The 14,870-nt window shown below is 67.3% G+C and carries 15 protein-coding genes; 4 read left to right on the top strand and 11 right to left on the bottom strand.

What is annotated here, in order from left to right; genetic code table 11:
- Window positions 1-22 precede the first annotated feature (22 nt).
- Both E8P82_RS01485 and E8P82_RS01480 read left to right on the top strand, forming a co-directional pair.
- Complete coding sequence (locus E8P82_RS01485) at window positions 23-1,351, top strand: AMP-binding protein (RefSeq protein WP_211096771.1); 1,329 nt, start codon at window positions 23-25, stop codon at window positions 1,349-1,351.
- Between the two features lie 85 nt (window positions 1,352-1,436).
- Window positions 1,437-2,585, top strand: a complete 1,149-nt coding sequence (locus tag E8P82_RS01480; protein ID WP_246020872.1) for a glycerate kinase — start codon at window positions 1,437-1,439, stop codon at window positions 2,583-2,585.
- Between the two features lie 38 nt (window positions 2,586-2,623).
- Here E8P82_RS01480 and E8P82_RS01475 read toward each other — a convergent pair whose 3' ends face one another.
- The 3 genes from E8P82_RS01475 to E8P82_RS01465 form a co-directional block, all read right to left on the bottom strand.
- Window positions 2,624-3,097 (bottom strand): hypothetical protein, encoded by a 474-nt coding sequence (locus E8P82_RS01475; RefSeq protein ID WP_136452706.1) that lies wholly within the window; start codon window positions 3,095-3,097, stop codon window positions 2,624-2,626.
- 62 nt (window positions 3,098-3,159) lie between these two features.
- Window positions 3,160-3,837: a response regulator transcription factor gene (locus E8P82_RS01470; RefSeq protein WP_136452705.1), complete on the bottom strand. Its 678-nt coding sequence runs from the start codon at window positions 3,835-3,837 to the stop codon at window positions 3,160-3,162.
- Window positions 3,834-4,697 carry a sensor histidine kinase gene (locus tag E8P82_RS01465; protein WP_246020871.1) on the bottom strand — a complete coding sequence of 288 codons (864 nt, stop codon included), beginning with the start codon at window positions 4,695-4,697 and terminating at the stop codon, window positions 3,834-3,836. The genes E8P82_RS01470 and E8P82_RS01465 overlap by 4 nt, the downstream gene beginning before the upstream one ends.
- Before the next feature lie 115 nt (window positions 4,698-4,812).
- Between E8P82_RS01465 and E8P82_RS01460 the strand changes: the two genes are divergently transcribed.
- Together E8P82_RS01460 and E8P82_RS01455 are read left to right on the top strand one after the other, a co-directional pair.
- Window positions 4,813-5,502, top strand: coding sequence for an ABC transporter ATP-binding protein (locus E8P82_RS01460; RefSeq protein WP_136452704.1), 690 nt, complete (start codon window positions 4,813-4,815; stop codon window positions 5,500-5,502).
- A complete protein-coding gene (locus E8P82_RS01455) occupies window positions 5,499-6,878 on the top strand; it encodes an FtsX-like permease family protein (protein ID WP_136452703.1) in 1,380 nt (459 codons plus the stop codon). Before E8P82_RS01460 ends, E8P82_RS01455 begins: the two co-directional genes overlap by 4 nt.
- A gap of 72 nt (window positions 6,879-6,950) precedes the next feature.
- Here E8P82_RS01455 and E8P82_RS01450 read toward each other — a convergent pair whose 3' ends face one another.
- The 8 genes from E8P82_RS01450 to E8P82_RS01415 all read right to left on the bottom strand — a co-directional run bounded on the left by E8P82_RS01450 (window position 6,951) and on the right by E8P82_RS01415 (window position 14,793).
- Complete coding sequence (locus E8P82_RS01450) at window positions 6,951-8,762, bottom strand: thiamine pyrophosphate-requiring protein (RefSeq protein ID WP_136452702.1); 1,812 nt, start codon at window positions 8,760-8,762, stop codon at window positions 6,951-6,953.
- Between the two features lie 33 nt (window positions 8,763-8,795).
- Complete coding sequence (locus E8P82_RS01445) at window positions 8,796-9,968, bottom strand: enolase C-terminal domain-like protein (RefSeq protein ID WP_211096769.1); 1,173 nt, start codon at window positions 9,966-9,968, stop codon at window positions 8,796-8,798.
- A gap of 28 nt (window positions 9,969-9,996) precedes the next feature.
- Window positions 9,997-11,715, bottom strand: a complete 1,719-nt coding sequence (locus tag E8P82_RS01440) for a GMC family oxidoreductase (RefSeq protein ID WP_211096768.1) — start codon at window positions 11,713-11,715, stop codon at window positions 9,997-9,999.
- The gene (locus E8P82_RS01435; RefSeq protein ID WP_136452701.1) at window positions 11,712-12,362 is read right to left on the bottom strand and encodes a gluconate 2-dehydrogenase subunit 3 family protein; all 651 of its coding nucleotides are present in this window, start codon (window positions 12,360-12,362) and stop codon (window positions 11,712-11,714) included. The genes E8P82_RS01440 and E8P82_RS01435 overlap by 4 nt, the downstream gene beginning before the upstream one ends.
- Entirely contained in the window at window positions 12,362-12,817 is a 456-nt protein-coding gene (locus E8P82_RS01430; RefSeq protein WP_136452700.1) for a hypothetical protein, read from the bottom strand. The genes E8P82_RS01435 and E8P82_RS01430 overlap by 1 nt, the downstream gene beginning before the upstream one ends.
- A 118-nt stretch (window positions 12,818-12,935) precedes the next feature.
- The gene (locus E8P82_RS01425; protein WP_136452699.1) at window positions 12,936-13,283 is read right to left on the bottom strand and encodes a hypothetical protein; all 348 of its coding nucleotides are present in this window, start codon (window positions 13,281-13,283) and stop codon (window positions 12,936-12,938) included.
- Between the two features lie 364 nt (window positions 13,284-13,647).
- Window positions 13,648-14,100, bottom strand: a complete 453-nt coding sequence (locus E8P82_RS01420; RefSeq protein WP_136452698.1) for an Hsp20/alpha crystallin family protein — start codon at window positions 14,098-14,100, stop codon at window positions 13,648-13,650.
- Window positions 14,101-14,358: 258 nt separating this feature from the next.
- Window positions 14,359-14,793, bottom strand: coding sequence for a VOC family protein (locus tag E8P82_RS01415; protein ID WP_136452697.1), 435 nt, complete (start codon window positions 14,791-14,793; stop codon window positions 14,359-14,361).
- Window positions 14,794-14,870 lie beyond the last annotated feature (77 nt).

The raw sequence follows: 14,870 nt of genomic DNA, 5'->3' as shown, positions 1-14,870 counted from the left end.
CGCGCTGCACGAAGGAGCACATGTGGAAACCACCCTGCGAGCCTCCGCGGCCGATCCTGCCACTCTCGATCCGGAGGAGTCGTGGTCGCGGGACCACCTGGAGGCCGTGCAGCTCGAGCGGCTCCGGTCCACCGTGCAGCACGCCTACGCCAATGTGCAGCTCTACAGGCGCAAGTTCGACGACGCCGGCGTGCACCCGGAGGATCTGCGCGAGCTCGGCGACCTGGCGAAGTTCCCCTTCACCACGAAGGAGGATCTGCGCAGCACGTATCCGTTCGGCATGTTCGCCGTGCCGCAGGATCAGATTGCCCGGATCCATGCGTCGTCGGGCACCACGGGCCAACCGACGGTGGTCGGTTACACGGCCGGTGACCTGGCCCGCTGGGCGTCGCTCGTGGCGCGGTCGCTGAGAGCGTCCGGAGTGAAGAAGGGGTGGAAGGTCCACAACGCCTACGGGTACGGGCTCTTCACGGGTGGGCTCGGTGCCCACGCGGGTGCCGAGCATCTCGGTTGCACGGTCATCCCCATCTCGGGCGGGCAGACCGAGCGGCAGGTGCAGCTGATCCGCGACTTCGAGCCGGATGCGATCCTCGCCACTCCGACGTATCTGCTGACCATCCTCGACGCGATGGCTGCGGCAGGCATCGATCCACGGTCCACGTCGCTCAAGACCGCCGTGCTCGGGGCAGAGCCGTGGACCGAGGGCATGCGGCAGGAGCTCGAGGGCCGGATGGGCTTCGATGCGTGCGACATCTACGGGCTGTCCGAGGTCATGGGGCCGGGAGTCGCGGGGGAGTGCGTCGAGTCGAAGGACGGCGCGCACATGTGGGAGGACCACTTCCGTCCCGAGATCATCGACCCGTTCACGGAGCAGGTGCTCGGCGACGAAGCCGCCGGCGAGCTGGTGTTCACCTCGCTCACCAAGGAGGCCCTGCCGATCATCCGCTACCGGACGCACGATCTCACACGGCTGCTGCCGGGTACCGCGCGCCCCGGCATGCGCCGGATGGAGCGCATCCGGGGACGCAGCGACGACATGGTGATCATCCGGGGCGTCAATCTCTTCCCCACGCAGGTGGAGGAGCTGGCGCTCGGCATCCCGGCGCTCAGTCCGCACTTCCAGCTCGAGCTGAGCCGGCCGGAGGGCCAGCGCATGGATCAGCTGGCCATCAACATCGAGCTGCGCGACGGCGTCAGTACCGACGACGGCACGGCTGCGGCGGCCGAGCTGTGCCGGCTGATCAAGGTGCACATCGGCTCCACGTGTGCGGTGCGGATCGTCGAGCAGGGCTCCCTCGTACGTTCCAGCGGGAAGCTGCGCCGCATCTACGATCTGCGGCCGCGGACCTGACATCCACGGATCCGGCGGAGTCAGCAGCCTCATGCGGGCCCGGCGGCCCGCGGGTCACCGCGCTCCTGGATCGGAGGGGCGACGGGTGAAACGGACACCGCGCGTACTCATCGCTCCGGACACGTTCAAGGGCAGCCTCACCGCACACGAGGTCTCCCTGGCGCTCGCCGCCGGCCTGCAGGAGGGCCCCGGCAAAGGGGCTGTCGACTGCCGACTGCTTCCCCTGGCCGACGGCGGCGACGGCAGCGTCGATGCTGCTCTCGCGGCAGGGTTCGGACGGCAGCAGATCAGCGTGACCGGGCCGACCGGACAGCCGGTCGTCGCGGCTGTGGCTTTCGACGGCAGTACGGCGGTCGTCGAGGTGGCCAACTCCTGCGGGCTGGCGCTCCTGTCCCACGACGAACTCGCTCCGCTGGATGCCTCGAGCAGAGGGTTCGGGGAGGTGATCCTGCATGCGCTTGCTCTAGGGCCCCGGCGCATCGTCCTGGCGCTCGGAGGCAGTGCCAGCACGGATGGCGGAATGGGAATGCTCTCCGCCCTCGGGTACACCTTTCACGATGCGCATGGCACAACGCTCCACGGCAACGGCCGCGCGTTGCATGAGATCGACTCCGTCGAGGCTCCACCTCCATCGGCTCTCGCGAATCTCGAGCTGGTCCTCGCCTCCGATGTCCGCAACCCGCTCCTCGGGCCCGACGGCGCCGCTCGGGTTTTCGGACCGCAGAAGGGCGCCGGCCCCGAGGAGGTGAGCTTCCTCGAAGCCGGGTTGGCCCATCTGGTCGACGTCGTCGAAGCAGCAGGGTGCGCTTCAGCGAGGGCGGTGGCGTCTGCGGCCGGTTCGGGGAGCGCCGGCGGCCTCGGGTTCGCCTGCGCGCTGCTCGGCGCCCGGCAGGTTTCCGGGGCGGAGTTCTTCCTCGACCTTCTCGGCTTCGACGACGCCAGTCAGGGCTGTGACGTGATCATCACAGGCGAAGGCAGTATCGACGAGCAGACCCTGGCAGGGAAGCTCCCGGCAGCTGTTGCAAGGAGGGCAGGCGTGACCCCCGTTCTCGCCGTCGTCGGCCGGTCGCTTCTGCCGAAGGAGAGGTGGTCCGAGCTGCCGGTGCGCTCGGTCTACGCCCTGACCGACTACACGGACCAGGACTCCTCCCGGGATCCGCGGCTGTCGGCGGAACTCCTGCGCACCATCGGGCAGGAGATACGCACCACGCTTTTCCTGGAGCCGATGCCCTGAACTGGCGGGTACCGCGCCGGAGCGCTCGCCGTCATCGACTATCGGTCGCGAGGCGCGGAATCAGCGGTCTCTCCCGATCTCCGACGAGTGGCAGAGGTTCGGTACTGGGTGACAATTTTCTCGATCAGGGCAGCGACACCGAGCAGCAGAGCGATGCCGGCGGTCGAGCCGAAGGCGACGAGGATGGCACCTATGACCCATAATCCGGAGTAATCCTCTGCCGCAGCAGTGGTGGACCACGCGATCGTGAAGGACGCCGGGAGTACCAGCAGCGCGACGGGAAAGAACAGGATCCGGTAGGCGAAACCGACCACCACGATGCCGCACAGGAACGCACCCACGCCCTGCCACACGGCGTAGGGTCCGGTCATCTCCGCGGTGGCCGAGTTGAACTGGTACTCGGTGTCCCACGCGAACCAGCCGAACCACAGTCCTGCGGACAGGACGGCGAACAGGGCGACCCACGCGAACTGCTGTGCAGGTGGTCGACGGCGGTCCCGGGTCAGACGCATCACTCACTGTAAGCCGCCGGTACGCTCTGAGCCTGCTGAAACGCCGGACGATCGACGAGACCTCAGGTGCCGGCAGGGAAAATGGTGTCCTGGTCGGTGAGGTAGGTCAGGACGGCGCGGACGCGGCGGTTGTCCTCCCCGGCGGGTAGGCCGAGTTTCAGGAACACGGCGGCGACGTACTTGGCGACGGCTCCCGCCGAGAGGGACAGCGTCGCGGAGATCTGGCTGTTGGAGAGTCCTTCTGCCATGAGGGCGAGGACTTCGCGTTCCCGGTCGGTGAGGGCGTTCAGCGGGCCGGTGCGAGTAGCGGCCAACCGAGCGGCGATCTCGGGATCGATGACCACTCCGCCTGCGGCGACGACGGTCAGGGAGCGCAGGAAGTCCGCGACCCGCGAGACCCGGTCCTTGAGCAGATAGCCGAAGCCTGCACCCGGTTGCGCGAGCAGGCGTGCCGCATGGACGGGGGCTACGTACTGGGACAGGATCATGATCGCCAGGTGCGGGTACTGGTCCCGCAGCCGGACGGCGGCGTCGAGCCCGTCCGTTGCCATCCCGGGCGGCATGCGGACGTCGGTGATGACGACGTCCGGCATCTGGCCTCCCTCCATGAGGCGTTGCACTTCGTCAACCAGACCGGGCGCATCGCTTGCGAGGGCGACGACGTCGTGGCCCTGGCGCTGGACCAGGCCGGCGAGGCCTTCGCGCAGTAGTGCGGAGTCATCGGCGATCACGATTCTCACGGCGGGGTTCCCCTGGTCTGGTCGAGGTATCCGGACTGTCCTGGTCCGAGCAGGAGCGGCATGGTGGCCAGGACCTGTGTCGGTCCACCGGGCGGACTGGAGATGGTCATGGTGCCCCCGAAGGCGACCAGTCTTTCCCGCATTCCGCTGAGTCCGTGCCCACTGCGTACGGTGGCCCCTCCCGGGCCGGTGTCCGTGACAGTGATCCGGAGGTTCTCATCAGTGGTGAGCAGGACGACGACCTCTGCACCCGGGGCGTGCTTGGCGGTGTTGGTCAGTGCTTCGGAGACGAAGAAGTATCCGGACGAGAGCACCCCCTGGGGTAGGGGTGGCAGCGGGTGCGGGCAGCGCACCTGCACCCCGGGAAAGCGGGAGGCCAGCTCCCTGACGGCCGATTCCAGGCCGAGGTCCAGCAGAGCCGACGGTTGAATGCCGTGCACCGTGTTCCGCAGTGCCCGCAAGGCCTGATCCGCGTCGTCCTGGGCTGCCAGGAGCAATCGTCCTGATGCGCTGGCGGGGTCGACGTCGAGACCGGCCTCTCCGATCTTGATCGCCGCTGCGACCAGGTACTGCTGGGCGCCGTCGTGCAGATCGCGTTCGATGCGTCGGCGTTCGATCTCGAACGCCCCCACGATCTCCCGCCGCGAGCGTGCGAGATCGGCGAGGAGGCCCGCGTAGGACTTCTCCGGTAGCGGAGCAGGTGGTTTCCGCCAGCTCGCCCGCAGCACGATGAACCAGATGAGGCCCACAACGGCAACGGACAGGAGCCCTGCGACGTCGCCCAGTACCAGCAGACCGACCGCCGCCAGGACGCTCACAGTGATCGCGAGGACCAGGAGGGGGTTGCTCGGGCCAGTCACCTCAGTAGTGTATGCACGTGGTCGGCGCCCTGATGCGGAAGGGGTGGAGCCAGCTCCACCGAGCACGGGAGCCTGCTGGATGTGCTCATGGCTCCGGCCGGGATGGGATGGAGGCATGAGAGAAACACTGACCGCATCAGCCCTGGTGAAGACCTACGGAAGCGTTCATGCCCTGGCCGGCGTGGACGTGGGAGTCGGCCCGGGTGAACGGGTTGCCATCATGGGCCCCTCGGGATCCGGAAAATCGACGCTGCTGCACTGCATGTCCGGAATCCTCGAACCGGACTCGGGCACGGTGCGGCTCGGGGAGGTCGAGGTGACGGCGTTGTCGGATGCGGCACGTTCCCGGCTGCGCCGGGACAGGCTCGGGTTCGTCTTCCAGGACGGACAACTCGTCGACGAACTCACCGCGGCCGAGAACGTTGCGTTCCCGCTCTTGCTTGCAGGCTGGTCCAGGAGCAAAGCCCTGAAAGCGGGCACCGGATGGCTGGAGCGGTTGGGTCTAGGGCCGATGAGCGCCCGCAAGCCCGGGGAGATGTCCGGCGGCCAGGCCCAGCGCGTCGCTATTGCCCGGGCACTGGTCCATGAACCCGCGGTGGTCTTCGCCGATGAACCGACCGGCTCCCTCGATCAGGCCACCGGGCACGAGGTGATGCAGATCCTCACCACGGTCTGCTCGATGTCCGGGGCGTCCCTGGTGGTGGTGACCCACGACCTGAAGGTCGCCGGCTGGTGCGAACGCCTGGTCGAGGTTCGCGACGCGCTCATCCATGACGATCGGGTCCTACGGCAGGCCACCTCATGATCGCGCTCTCCACCCGCCTCGCCCTCTCCCGGCTGCGCGAGAATCGTTCAGGGCTCGATGTGCTGGCGGTGCTGGCCTTCGCGGTGACCGCCTGGCTCGCGCTCACCGTGGCCGGCGGTACCACGATGTTCGTGCAGCGTGCGGATGATCCGCCTGCAGTGTTCCGCGATGCCGTGACCGGATTCGGTTTCGGGGCGCCGGGCGAACTAGCTCTCGGCTATGTCTTCCTGGCGGCCATCGCCTGCGCCGTCCTCGTCGTGCCGATCCTCGGCCTGGGTGGAGCCGCTGCCCGCCTCGGGGCCTCCGGACGGTCCCGACGTTTGTCGGCACTGCGCCTGATCGGGATGACGGGAAGCGAGGTGGTCCTCATGTCCGTCGTCGAGAGCCTTGTCCTGGCAGCGTTGGGCATCATCGCCGGCACCATGATCTGGGCGGTATCCCTGCCGGGCTGGACGGCGGTCTCCTTTCTCGGCGAGAACCTCCACGCCGCCGAGATGCTGGTGCCGTGGTGGGTGGCCGCCGGCGTGATCGCCCTGATCCTCCTGCTCGCAGCCCTCTCGACGCTCCTGGGTCTGCAGCGCGTGAGGATCTCCCCGCTGGGAGTGGCGCGCCGCGAGACCCCGCCGGCCCTGAAAGCCTGGAGAGTCGCCGCACTGGTTCTGGGGATCGTCGCCTTCGTCGTCGTGTCCCGGTCCTTCGACGTGCTGAACTCCGACCTGGGCGGATTCCTGATCATCGGCGGGTTCCTTGCCGCCGTCGTCTTCGCCGTGAACCTCGTGGGGCCGTGGGTGATCCAACTCGTGGCCCGACCGCTCACCCGCACGAAGAATCCAGCCGCCCTGCTGGCGATGCGCCGACTGGCAGCGGCACCCAAAGCCGCATGGCGGAACGTGTCGGGGCTGGCACTGCTGGGGCTGATCGCCGCGTTCACCGTCGTCATGCCCAAGGACCTGACCGACGCCGATCCCATCTCGGCGATCCTCCTGCCCGACATCCGCACCGGCGCCATGATCACCCTGGCGATCGGGCTCGTGCTGGCGGCAACGTCGACGCTCATCAACCAGGCATCAGCGACGGTCGACCGCGCACAGCAGACCGTCGCCCTGAATCGTCTGGGAACCCCGGCTGCCGTTCTCGCCGGCGCCCGCCTCCGCCAGGTCCTCGTGCCGATGGCAACCACCCTGGCCGTTTCCATCCCGGCCGGACTGGTCCTGGCACTGCCGTTCCTGACCCAGGCCGCCGACATCAGCTATCAGAACATCGCCCTCCTGGGCGGGGTCCTGCTCACGGGAGTCCTCCTGACCGTCGCAGCCGCAGCCGCCTGCGGGCCCATCGAGAAGCGCATCCTCACCACCGCCTATCGCCGCAACGACTAGTGACGATGCACGCTGATCCCGCCAAGGACCCCGCAGTACGACGCCGGCGACGGCGTCGTACTGCGGGTCTGTCTACCTGTTGCCGGTCAGGGCGTGTCTGGCGGCGGCGAAGAAGCCTGCAGCGACCTGCCGGCCGGAGTTGGCGATGACCGACGCTTCGGCCGGGTCACGCTTGAGCAGGGCGGTGAGGAATCCCTTGGCTTCCTCGAAACTGATGTGCGGGGGCAGCGGCGGGACGTTCGGGTCGGTGACCACGTCGAGGATGACCGGGCCGTTGGCGGCGAAGGCGGCATTCCAGGCGCCTTCCATGTCCTCCTTCTGGTCCACCCGGATACCCGTGAAGCCCAGGAGCCGGGCGTAGTCGGCGTAGTTCATGTCCTCGAGCAGCTGACTGGTGTCGTAGCGGGGATCGCCGGCCTCCCGCATCTCCCAGGACACCTGGGTGAGATCGTTGTTGTGCAGGACCATCACGATGAAGCGCGGGTCCTCCCATTCCTTCCAGTGCCGTTTGACGGTGAGCATCTCGTTCATGCCCAGCATCTGGAATGCGCCGTCGCCGATGGTGCAGATGACCGGTCGGTCGGGGTGCGCGAACTTCGCTGCCACGGCGTAGGGCATGGAGGCGAGCATCGTGGCGAGGCTGCCGGAGAGGTTGCCCATCATGTTGCGCCCGAGTTTGATGTGCTGGCCGTACCAGTCCGCGGTGCTGCCGGCGTCGGCGGTAACGATGCTGTTCTCCGGCAGTCGCTTGTTCAACGTGGAGAAGACGTAGCGCGGATTGATCGGATCGGCCTTGGCATTGGCCTGGGCCTCGGTGACTGCTTCCCAAGCCTTCATGCCCTTGATCACGCCGTCCTGCCAGCTGCGGTCCTCCTGGTACTGCAGGTGCTTCACCAGTTCGGTGAGCGTGGCTCTGGCGTCCCCGAGCAGATCGACCTCCATGGGGTAGCGCAGGCTCAGGTTGGCCGAGGAGAGATCGATCTGTACCCCACGCGCCTGGCCGGTTCTGGGCAGGAATTCACCGTAGGGGAAATTGCTGCCCACCATGAGCAGGGTGTCGCAGTCCTGCATCATGTCCCAGCTCGGTCGTGATCCCAGGAGCCCGGCCTGCTGGGTGTGATATGGCAGGTCGCCCGGCACGACAGCCTTGCCCAGCAACGAGGTGACGATGCCGGCACCGAGCTTCTCCGCCACCGCGATGACCTCGTCGGTGGCGCCGAAGGCACCCTCGCCCACCAGCATCGCCACCTTCGAGCCGGCGTTGAGGACGGCGGCGGCACGCAGGATCTCGTCCTGCGGCGGGGTGAGCTCGGTGGAAGGGTGCCCGACGCCGGTGCGGGAGACGAAGTGCTCCCTCTTCGGCGTCTCCATGGTCAGCGTCTGTACGTCGTTGGGCAGGATGATCACGGTGGGGCAGCGCTGTGCACGAGCAATGCGGATGGCGCGATCCACGACCAGTTGTGCCTGCATGGGCGTGGTGACGGTCTCCACGTACCCGGCGACGTCCTCATAGATCCGCTCCAGGTTCACCTGCTGCTGGAAATCGCTGCCCAGGGAGTCCCTGCTCTGCTGTCCCACGATGGCTACCACGGGTTGATGATCCATCTTCGCGTCGTACAGACCGTTCAGCATGTGGATCGCACCCGGACCGGAGGTGGCGATGCACACCCCGACATCACCGGTGAACTTGGCGTGAGCGCAGGCCATGAGCGCCGCGATCTCCTCATGGGTGGGGCGGATGTACCGGAAGTCCTTGTTCGCGCGCTCCGCTCGGTCGAGTGCGCCGTCGAACCCGCCGATCCCGTCTCCCGGATAGCCGTAGAAGTGGTGGAGGTCCCATTCGATCAGACGGTCGATGACGAAGTCGCTGACTGTGTTGCTCATGAGAATCGTTCCTGTCGTTTCGAGGTGAGTGGGTCATGCGACCCGGTACGGTGCGGCGCGTTCCTGTCGCAGTGTCATGCCGTGGCCCTGAAGGTCGCGGCTCGGGACGAGGTCACCTCCTTCGGGGGTCAGGGCGTTGTCGAAGACGAGCTGTTCGATCCGCACGTGGTCGCTGAAGTACTCCAGGTGGCGCAGGTTCGGTGTGGTGGCTCCCACATGCGCGTGCAGATTGGGTGCGCAGTGCGCGGAGACCTGCAACTGGTGACCGGCGGCGACGGCGGCTATCCGGTGCCATTCGGTGTATCCGCCGGCGCGCGTCGCGTCGATCTGGACACAGTCGACGGCGCCGGCCGCGCACATCGTGGCGAAGTAGGTCAGGTCGTAGCCGTACTCGCCGGCGGCGACATCGGCGCTGACCCGATCGCGGACCTGCCTGAGGCCGACGAGGTCTTCCGAACTGACGGGCTCCTCGAACCAGACGACATCGGCGTCGGCGGCTTCGGTCACCAGGCGGACGGCCTGCTTCGGAGTGTAGGCGCCGTTGGCGTCCACGTAGAGCTCGACGTCGGGCCCGATCCGGGACCGCGTCTGCCGGACGCGGGCGACATCGCGGTCGATCCGGTGCCCCCAGCTCTCGCCGATCTTGATCTTCACCCGGGGCAGATGCAGCTCGTCCACCCAGGTCCTGAGTTGCTCGTCGAGCGTGTCGGCGTCGAAGCTGGTGAATCCGCCGCTGCCGTAGATCGGCACACTCGGGCGGACGGGCCCCCACAGCTGGGACAGTGAGCAGCCGAGCAACCGTGCCTTCAGATCCCACAGCGCGATGTCGAGCGCCGAGACGGCGTAGCCGCACAGCCCGGCCCTCGTGTTGTTGCGTACTGCTGCCACCATGGCCGCCCAGATGGCCGGTACGGCGACGGCGTCGGCGCCGACGACCACGGGACTCAACAGGTCGTCGACCACGCGAACGATCGCCGGGGCGCCATACGTCCAGCCGGTGCCGGTCGCGCCGCCGGCGGTCACGGTGACCACCACGATCGTCGTGGCGTCCCACGAGGCGGTGCCGTCGGCCTCGTGCTGTTCGGTCGGGATCGTATAGGCGGACGCGGATACCGTCTCGATCACCGCGCCGCCGGACGAGGCCGAGCCGGACTTGAGGGCATCAAGGAGGGGACCCTCCGAAGGGTCGAAGGCGGTGGTGGCCATGATCGGTCCTTCCTCCGGTCGCGGACGGTCAGCGGGACGCAGCGGTATGGACCAGCCGTTCGGCGGCCCGCGCGGAGTTGGCCATGATGGTCAGGGCAGGATTGGCCGAGCCCTGGGTCGGCAGGACACTGCCGTCCACGATCAGCAGGTTCGGTACCGCGAAGGTGCGACAGTCCGCACCGACGACGCCGGAGTGCTCGTCCGTGGCCATGCGTGCCCCACCCACCAGGTGGGCGTTGCGGGTGAACGTGATCGTCTCACTGGCACCGGCGGCCGTGAGGATGCCTTCCATGACCTGTTGGGCCGCCTTCAGCAGGTGCTTGTCGTTCTCGCACTGGCTGTAGGAGAAGTGCGCGACAGGCAGCCCGTAGCGATCCTTCTCCTCGGCCAACGTGACCCGGTTCCGGGCCTGGGGGAGGAACTCGCAAAGTGCACCGAGCACGGACCAGTGCACGTAGTCGCGCATGTACCGGCGGAGATCCTCACCCCAGTGGCCCTGGCCGGCGACGTGCTCGGCCCAGGTGATCGGGAGGGGGGAGACCGTCTGGATGGAGAAGCCGCGCTTGTAGGGTTTGGTCGGGTCGGTCTCGTAGAACTGCTCGCTGGACACCTCGGGTGGGGGCGCCTTGTACATGCGGATCTCCTGGGTGAACCGGCCGGCGGTCTGCGGGGCACCCTGGACCATCAGGTAGCGTCCCACCAGGTCGAAGTCGTTGCACAGACCCTCCGGAAACCGCTTCGACGCCGAGTTCAGCAGCAGCCGCGGCGTCTCGATCGAGTAGCCCGCGAGGAGGACGTGCCCGGCCCGCTGACGATACTCCCGGCCGCCCCGCAGATACCTGACTCCGGTCGCGCGCCCCGTGCGCTCGTCGACGTCGATGCCCACCACCATGGCGTCGGCGCGGATCTCCGCGCCGTGGGCGAGCGCGTCGGGCACGTGCGTGATCAGCGGGGAGGCCTTGGCATTGACCTTGCAGCCCTGCAGGCAGAAACCCCGGTAGATGCAGTGCGGACGGTTCCCGAAACGGCCGTTGGTGATCGCCACCGGACCGACCCTGAAGTCGATGCCCTGCGCCAGGGCGCCGCGCTGGAAGACCTCGCCGTTGCCGCCGACGGGGTGGGCCCGGTGCGGGTAGCGGTGCGGGTCACCCCAGGGCCAGTCCTGTCCGGCGACGGGAAGCTCACCCTCGATGGCCTCGTAGAAGGGCCGCAGGTCGTCGTAGTCGATGGGCCAGTCGGCACCGACCCCGTCGACGCTGTGCGTGTGGAAGTCGCTCGGGTGGAACCGGGGCGCGTATCCGGCGTAGTGCACCATGGAGCCGCCCACGCCGCGCCCGGAGTTGTTGGATCCCAGGGGCACGGGATTCTCGCCGTCGATGACGCGCGGTTCGGTCCAGTAGAGGTGATGGGACCCGGCTTCGTCCGACACCCAGTCTTGGTCGGGATCCCAGAACGGTCCGGCGTCGATCGCCACGACGCTCCAGCCGGCCCTGGCCAGTCGCTGAGCCGCGGTGGCGCCGCCGGCGCCGCAGCCCACGATCACGGCGTCGACGACGTCGTCGGGCGAGTACCTGTGCATGTCCTCGCGGAGCCGGTGATTGGTGCGCCCCTGTCCGTTCGGCAGCAGCCAGGCGGACTCGTTGCGCCCGCGCACCCGGTCGGCGGCGCCGTCGTGGGCATCGAACAACGAGCGTAATCCGCCCGTGACCCGGGAGAGCGGACCCGGACCGGTCTCCGCAGGGTTCATGAGGTCTCCCGGGTCGGGTCGATCGGTAGGTGGTCGCGCACCTCATAGGGCTCCCGGGCGTCGATCCCGGGGTTCTTGTACCCACGGGGGTACGCCGGACCGGAGAACCCGATCTCGTTCCAGGCCCAGGGATGGGCGTAGAACGCGGTGCAGGCGTACCGGGTCCACAGCGACCAGATCCGGTCCGCCCGCATCCCGTGCCAGGGTTTCCCCTCGGTGTCCTGGACGGCCTGGATCAGGGTTTTCTGCTGCTCACCGGTGCACTCGGTGAAGGAGGCATCGAACCGGGACCGGGCGTCGTCGTCGATCGCCCTCAATGAGTCGCGCCACGCCTGCCCGTCCTCGGGTAGATCGGCGTAGTGCCATCCGTCGGTCTGTTTCTCGGTGAGGCGGACATCGATCATCTGCAGGACCGGGACCCGGGGGTCTTCGTACTGGTCCAGCAGATGGTCCAGCAGCGCCCCGGCGATGCCTTCCTCGGCCACGGTGAAGAAGCGCAGTGGTGAGGGTAAGGAGAGCCGCGCCAGCACGACACCCGCGGTGACAGGATCCCAGTGATCCACCTGCGCCAACACATCGAAGCCAGGGAACCGCACCGGCTGCCCACCCGGTGTCGTGCCCGCCAGCGCCGGACCGTCGGAGACCATCACTTCTCCCGGCGTAGAACGGAGGCCAGCAGGCCCATACCGCCGACCAGGGTGACCAAGAGCGGAGCTATCAGCGGCGGCCCCATCTCCATGTTGTACCTGAAGTTCTTCCATCCGCCGGGCTTCTGGCCGATACCGCGCGCGTGCAGGTAGGTGCCCTGCAATCCGTTCGCCACGATGATCGTCGACACCAGAGGCAGCGTGGTCTTCGCCATCCTCGTGCTCACGGTGCCCGCAATGCCTGCCGCAACGCCCACGGGACCGAGCACGATCGGGAACCACATCACTCGATTCCCGAAACTGGCTGAATCGTGCTCGAAGTAAATCTCCACAGTGGCCGTAGCGGCCCCGATCGCGGTCAGCGCGGACAGGGATCGTTCGAAGCGGCCGGTCCGCACATCTCGCCATGCACGACTGGCCAGCCTCACCTGGTCAGGGACTCCGGACTTGACCATGATTCGACCTTTCCGTCGCAGCGGTGCTGAGCGAGTGGACGGTGTTCTCGTTCTCGGCTCGTGCGTGGGCTACTCCTACCGACCTACTCCTACCGACGCGATCGGCTCTGTGCACCGATCAGCCGGAGACCTCACGCAGCGCTTCTTCCGCTCCCCAGCGAGCTTCGTTGCTGAGGATGTAGGGCTTTCCCACGGCCGCCGATGCCACGGCCGCGTTCATCCAGGACTCGGTCGGCGGGATCACCTGCCGCCGTTCGATCTCCTCCTCGAGCATCCGTCTGGCTTCCGCGGCCGAGGAGCCTTTGGCCTTCGCCACGACCGAGTAGATCGCCAATTGCAGATCGACTTCTTCCGTCGCCCCCGATGCCTTGGCGAGAACGTCTGCCGGGATTCCGAAGGGGATGTCGGATCGGGGGTCGGTCGGATCGGCCGACGTATCGTCAGCGCCATTCGATCTATCCAGCATCTTGTGGTCCTTTCCTTCTCGCAAGGGAGGCTTCAACGAATGCCGCCGCACACGTCGGTGGTGATCGAAGTGCAGGTTTTCTCGTCACGGGCATTCTGCGTCTCCCATCCTGCGAAGCCCGATGGAGACCCTGCACACCGTCAACGGCTCCGGCGGTGGATCCATCGGATTCGACTCATGGTAGTCCGCGGGCGCCGCTGCCCTCCAGACCTTCCGGCTCTTCCCACGTCCGATCGGATATGGCATCATCGACGGGCGCTGTCGCCACCCGGTGGCTGCCAGATGCCCGTTGAACGCCGGACGGCGGTGGGCGAGTACCCTCGCTCACCGCCGTCCAGATCAGTTACGTGCCGACGTCCGGCTACTAGCTGTTGTCGTCCTCGTCGGAGTCGACCGTGCTGCCCTTGATCTCCTGACCGTTGCCCGCATGGCTGACGCTGATCTTGCGCGGCTTCGCCTCTTCGGCCACCGGGATCGTCAGGGTCAGGACGCCGTCGCGGTATTCGGCGGAGATCTTGTCCAGGGCCACGCCGTACCCCAGTGTCACCTGGCGGGCGAAAGTACCCGACGGGCGCTCGTGGGACAGCCACTGCACCTGGTCGTTCGAATCCTGGGAGCGCTCCGCGCGAATGGTCAGCGTGCGGTCCTCGACGTCGATGTCGATGGAGCCGGGGTTGACTCCCGGGAGGTCTACATGGGCGACGAACTCCTCGCCCTTGCGGTACAGATCCATCGGCATCGCTGCTGATGCGGGGGTTCGCATCGCTCCGTTCAGGAGCCGGTCCAGGTCACGGAATGGATCGAAAGTGGTTGCCATCGTTTCCTCCTCAACTTGAAGTGTCCCACTCGGTGCAGTCCCTTACTTGAGTGGGTATGACTCAACTTTAGGACGGTTGCAGCTTGTTTTCAAATGGGCTCTCGCAACCCGAGCTGGCTGGAGGATAGGTATAACTCGCTCTGCGGATCTCGGGTGAGCCAGGGCACCCAGGTGACGTCCCGAGCGCATCGAGGCGGCGCAACAAAGAAGCCGGCGGTCACGCCGTAATCATCTGATTATCGTCATCAGAAGGGGCGTCTAGTCCAGGCAGAACTCGTTTCCCTCGACGTCCTGCATGACGAGGCAGGATTCATCCACGCCGTCGGCAGGTAGCAGGTGGAGGCGGCGTGCGCCGAGGGACACCAGCCGGTCCGCCTCGGTTTCCAGCGCTGTGACGCGCTCGCCGCCGGTCAGCCCGACCCCTACGCGCACGTCGAGATGCAGCCGGTTCTTCACCGATTTGCTCTCGGGCACCCGCTGGAAGAACAGGCGCGGACCCACGCCGTCGGGATCCTGGCACGCCCAGGCCCGGCCGCGGTGTTCCTCGGGCAGGGATGCGTCGAAGGCGTCCCAGGAATCGAAGCCCGCAGGAACGGGCGGGTCCACATAACCCAGCGCACCCTTCCAGAACTGCGCCACCTCACGCGGATCCGCACAATCGAAGGTCACCTGGACCTGCTTCACATCGCTCATCGGCCCATCCTACGGAGCCGGTGCAGCAGGGTCGATGGTGCGCATCGGCTCCATCGGAGACAGACACTATCGGACAC

This window comes from Arthrobacter echini, from assembly GCF_004803505.1.
In the GTDB taxonomy this organism is placed as follows: Bacteria; Actinomycetota; Actinomycetes; order Actinomycetales; family Micrococcaceae; genus Arthrobacter_D; species Arthrobacter_D echini.
This window is presented reverse-complemented; position numbering and strand designations above follow the sequence as displayed.

Bases quoted from the DNA above. Each gene is read 5' to 3' on its own strand.
- E8P82_RS01415 (WP_136452697.1), bottom strand. From the start codon at position 14,793: ATGAGCGATGTGAAGCAGGTCCAGGTGACCTTCGATTGTGCGGATCCG.
- E8P82_RS01440 (WP_211096768.1), bottom strand. From the start codon at position 11,715: ATGAACCCTGCGGAGACCGGTCCGGGTCCGCTCTCCCGGGTCACGGGC.
- E8P82_RS01435 (WP_136452701.1), bottom strand. From the start codon at position 12,362: ATGGTCTCCGACGGTCCGGCGCTGGCGGGCACGACACCGGGTGGGCAG.
- E8P82_RS01425 (WP_136452699.1), bottom strand. From the start codon at position 13,283: ATGCTGGATAGATCGAATGGCGCTGACGATACGTCGGCCGATCCGACC.
- E8P82_RS01430 (WP_136452700.1), bottom strand. From the start codon at position 12,817: ATGGTCAAGTCCGGAGTCCCTGACCAGGTGAGGCTGGCCAGTCGTGCA.
- E8P82_RS01460 (WP_136452704.1), top strand. From the start codon at position 4,813: ATGAGAGAAACACTGACCGCATCAGCCCTGGTGAAGACCTACGGAAGC.
- E8P82_RS01450 (WP_136452702.1), bottom strand. From the start codon at position 8,762: ATGAGCAACACAGTCAGCGACTTCGTCATCGACCGTCTGATCGAATGG.
- E8P82_RS01420 (WP_136452698.1), bottom strand. From the start codon at position 14,100: ATGGCAACCACTTTCGATCCATTCCGTGACCTGGACCGGCTCCTGAAC.
- E8P82_RS01445 (WP_211096769.1), bottom strand. From the start codon at position 9,968: ATGGCCACCACCGCCTTCGACCCTTCGGAGGGTCCCCTCCTTGATGCC.
- E8P82_RS01475 (WP_136452706.1), bottom strand. From the start codon at position 3,097: ATGCGTCTGACCCGGGACCGCCGTCGACCACCTGCACAGCAGTTCGCG.
- E8P82_RS01455 (WP_136452703.1), top strand. From the start codon at position 5,499: ATGATCGCGCTCTCCACCCGCCTCGCCCTCTCCCGGCTGCGCGAGAAT.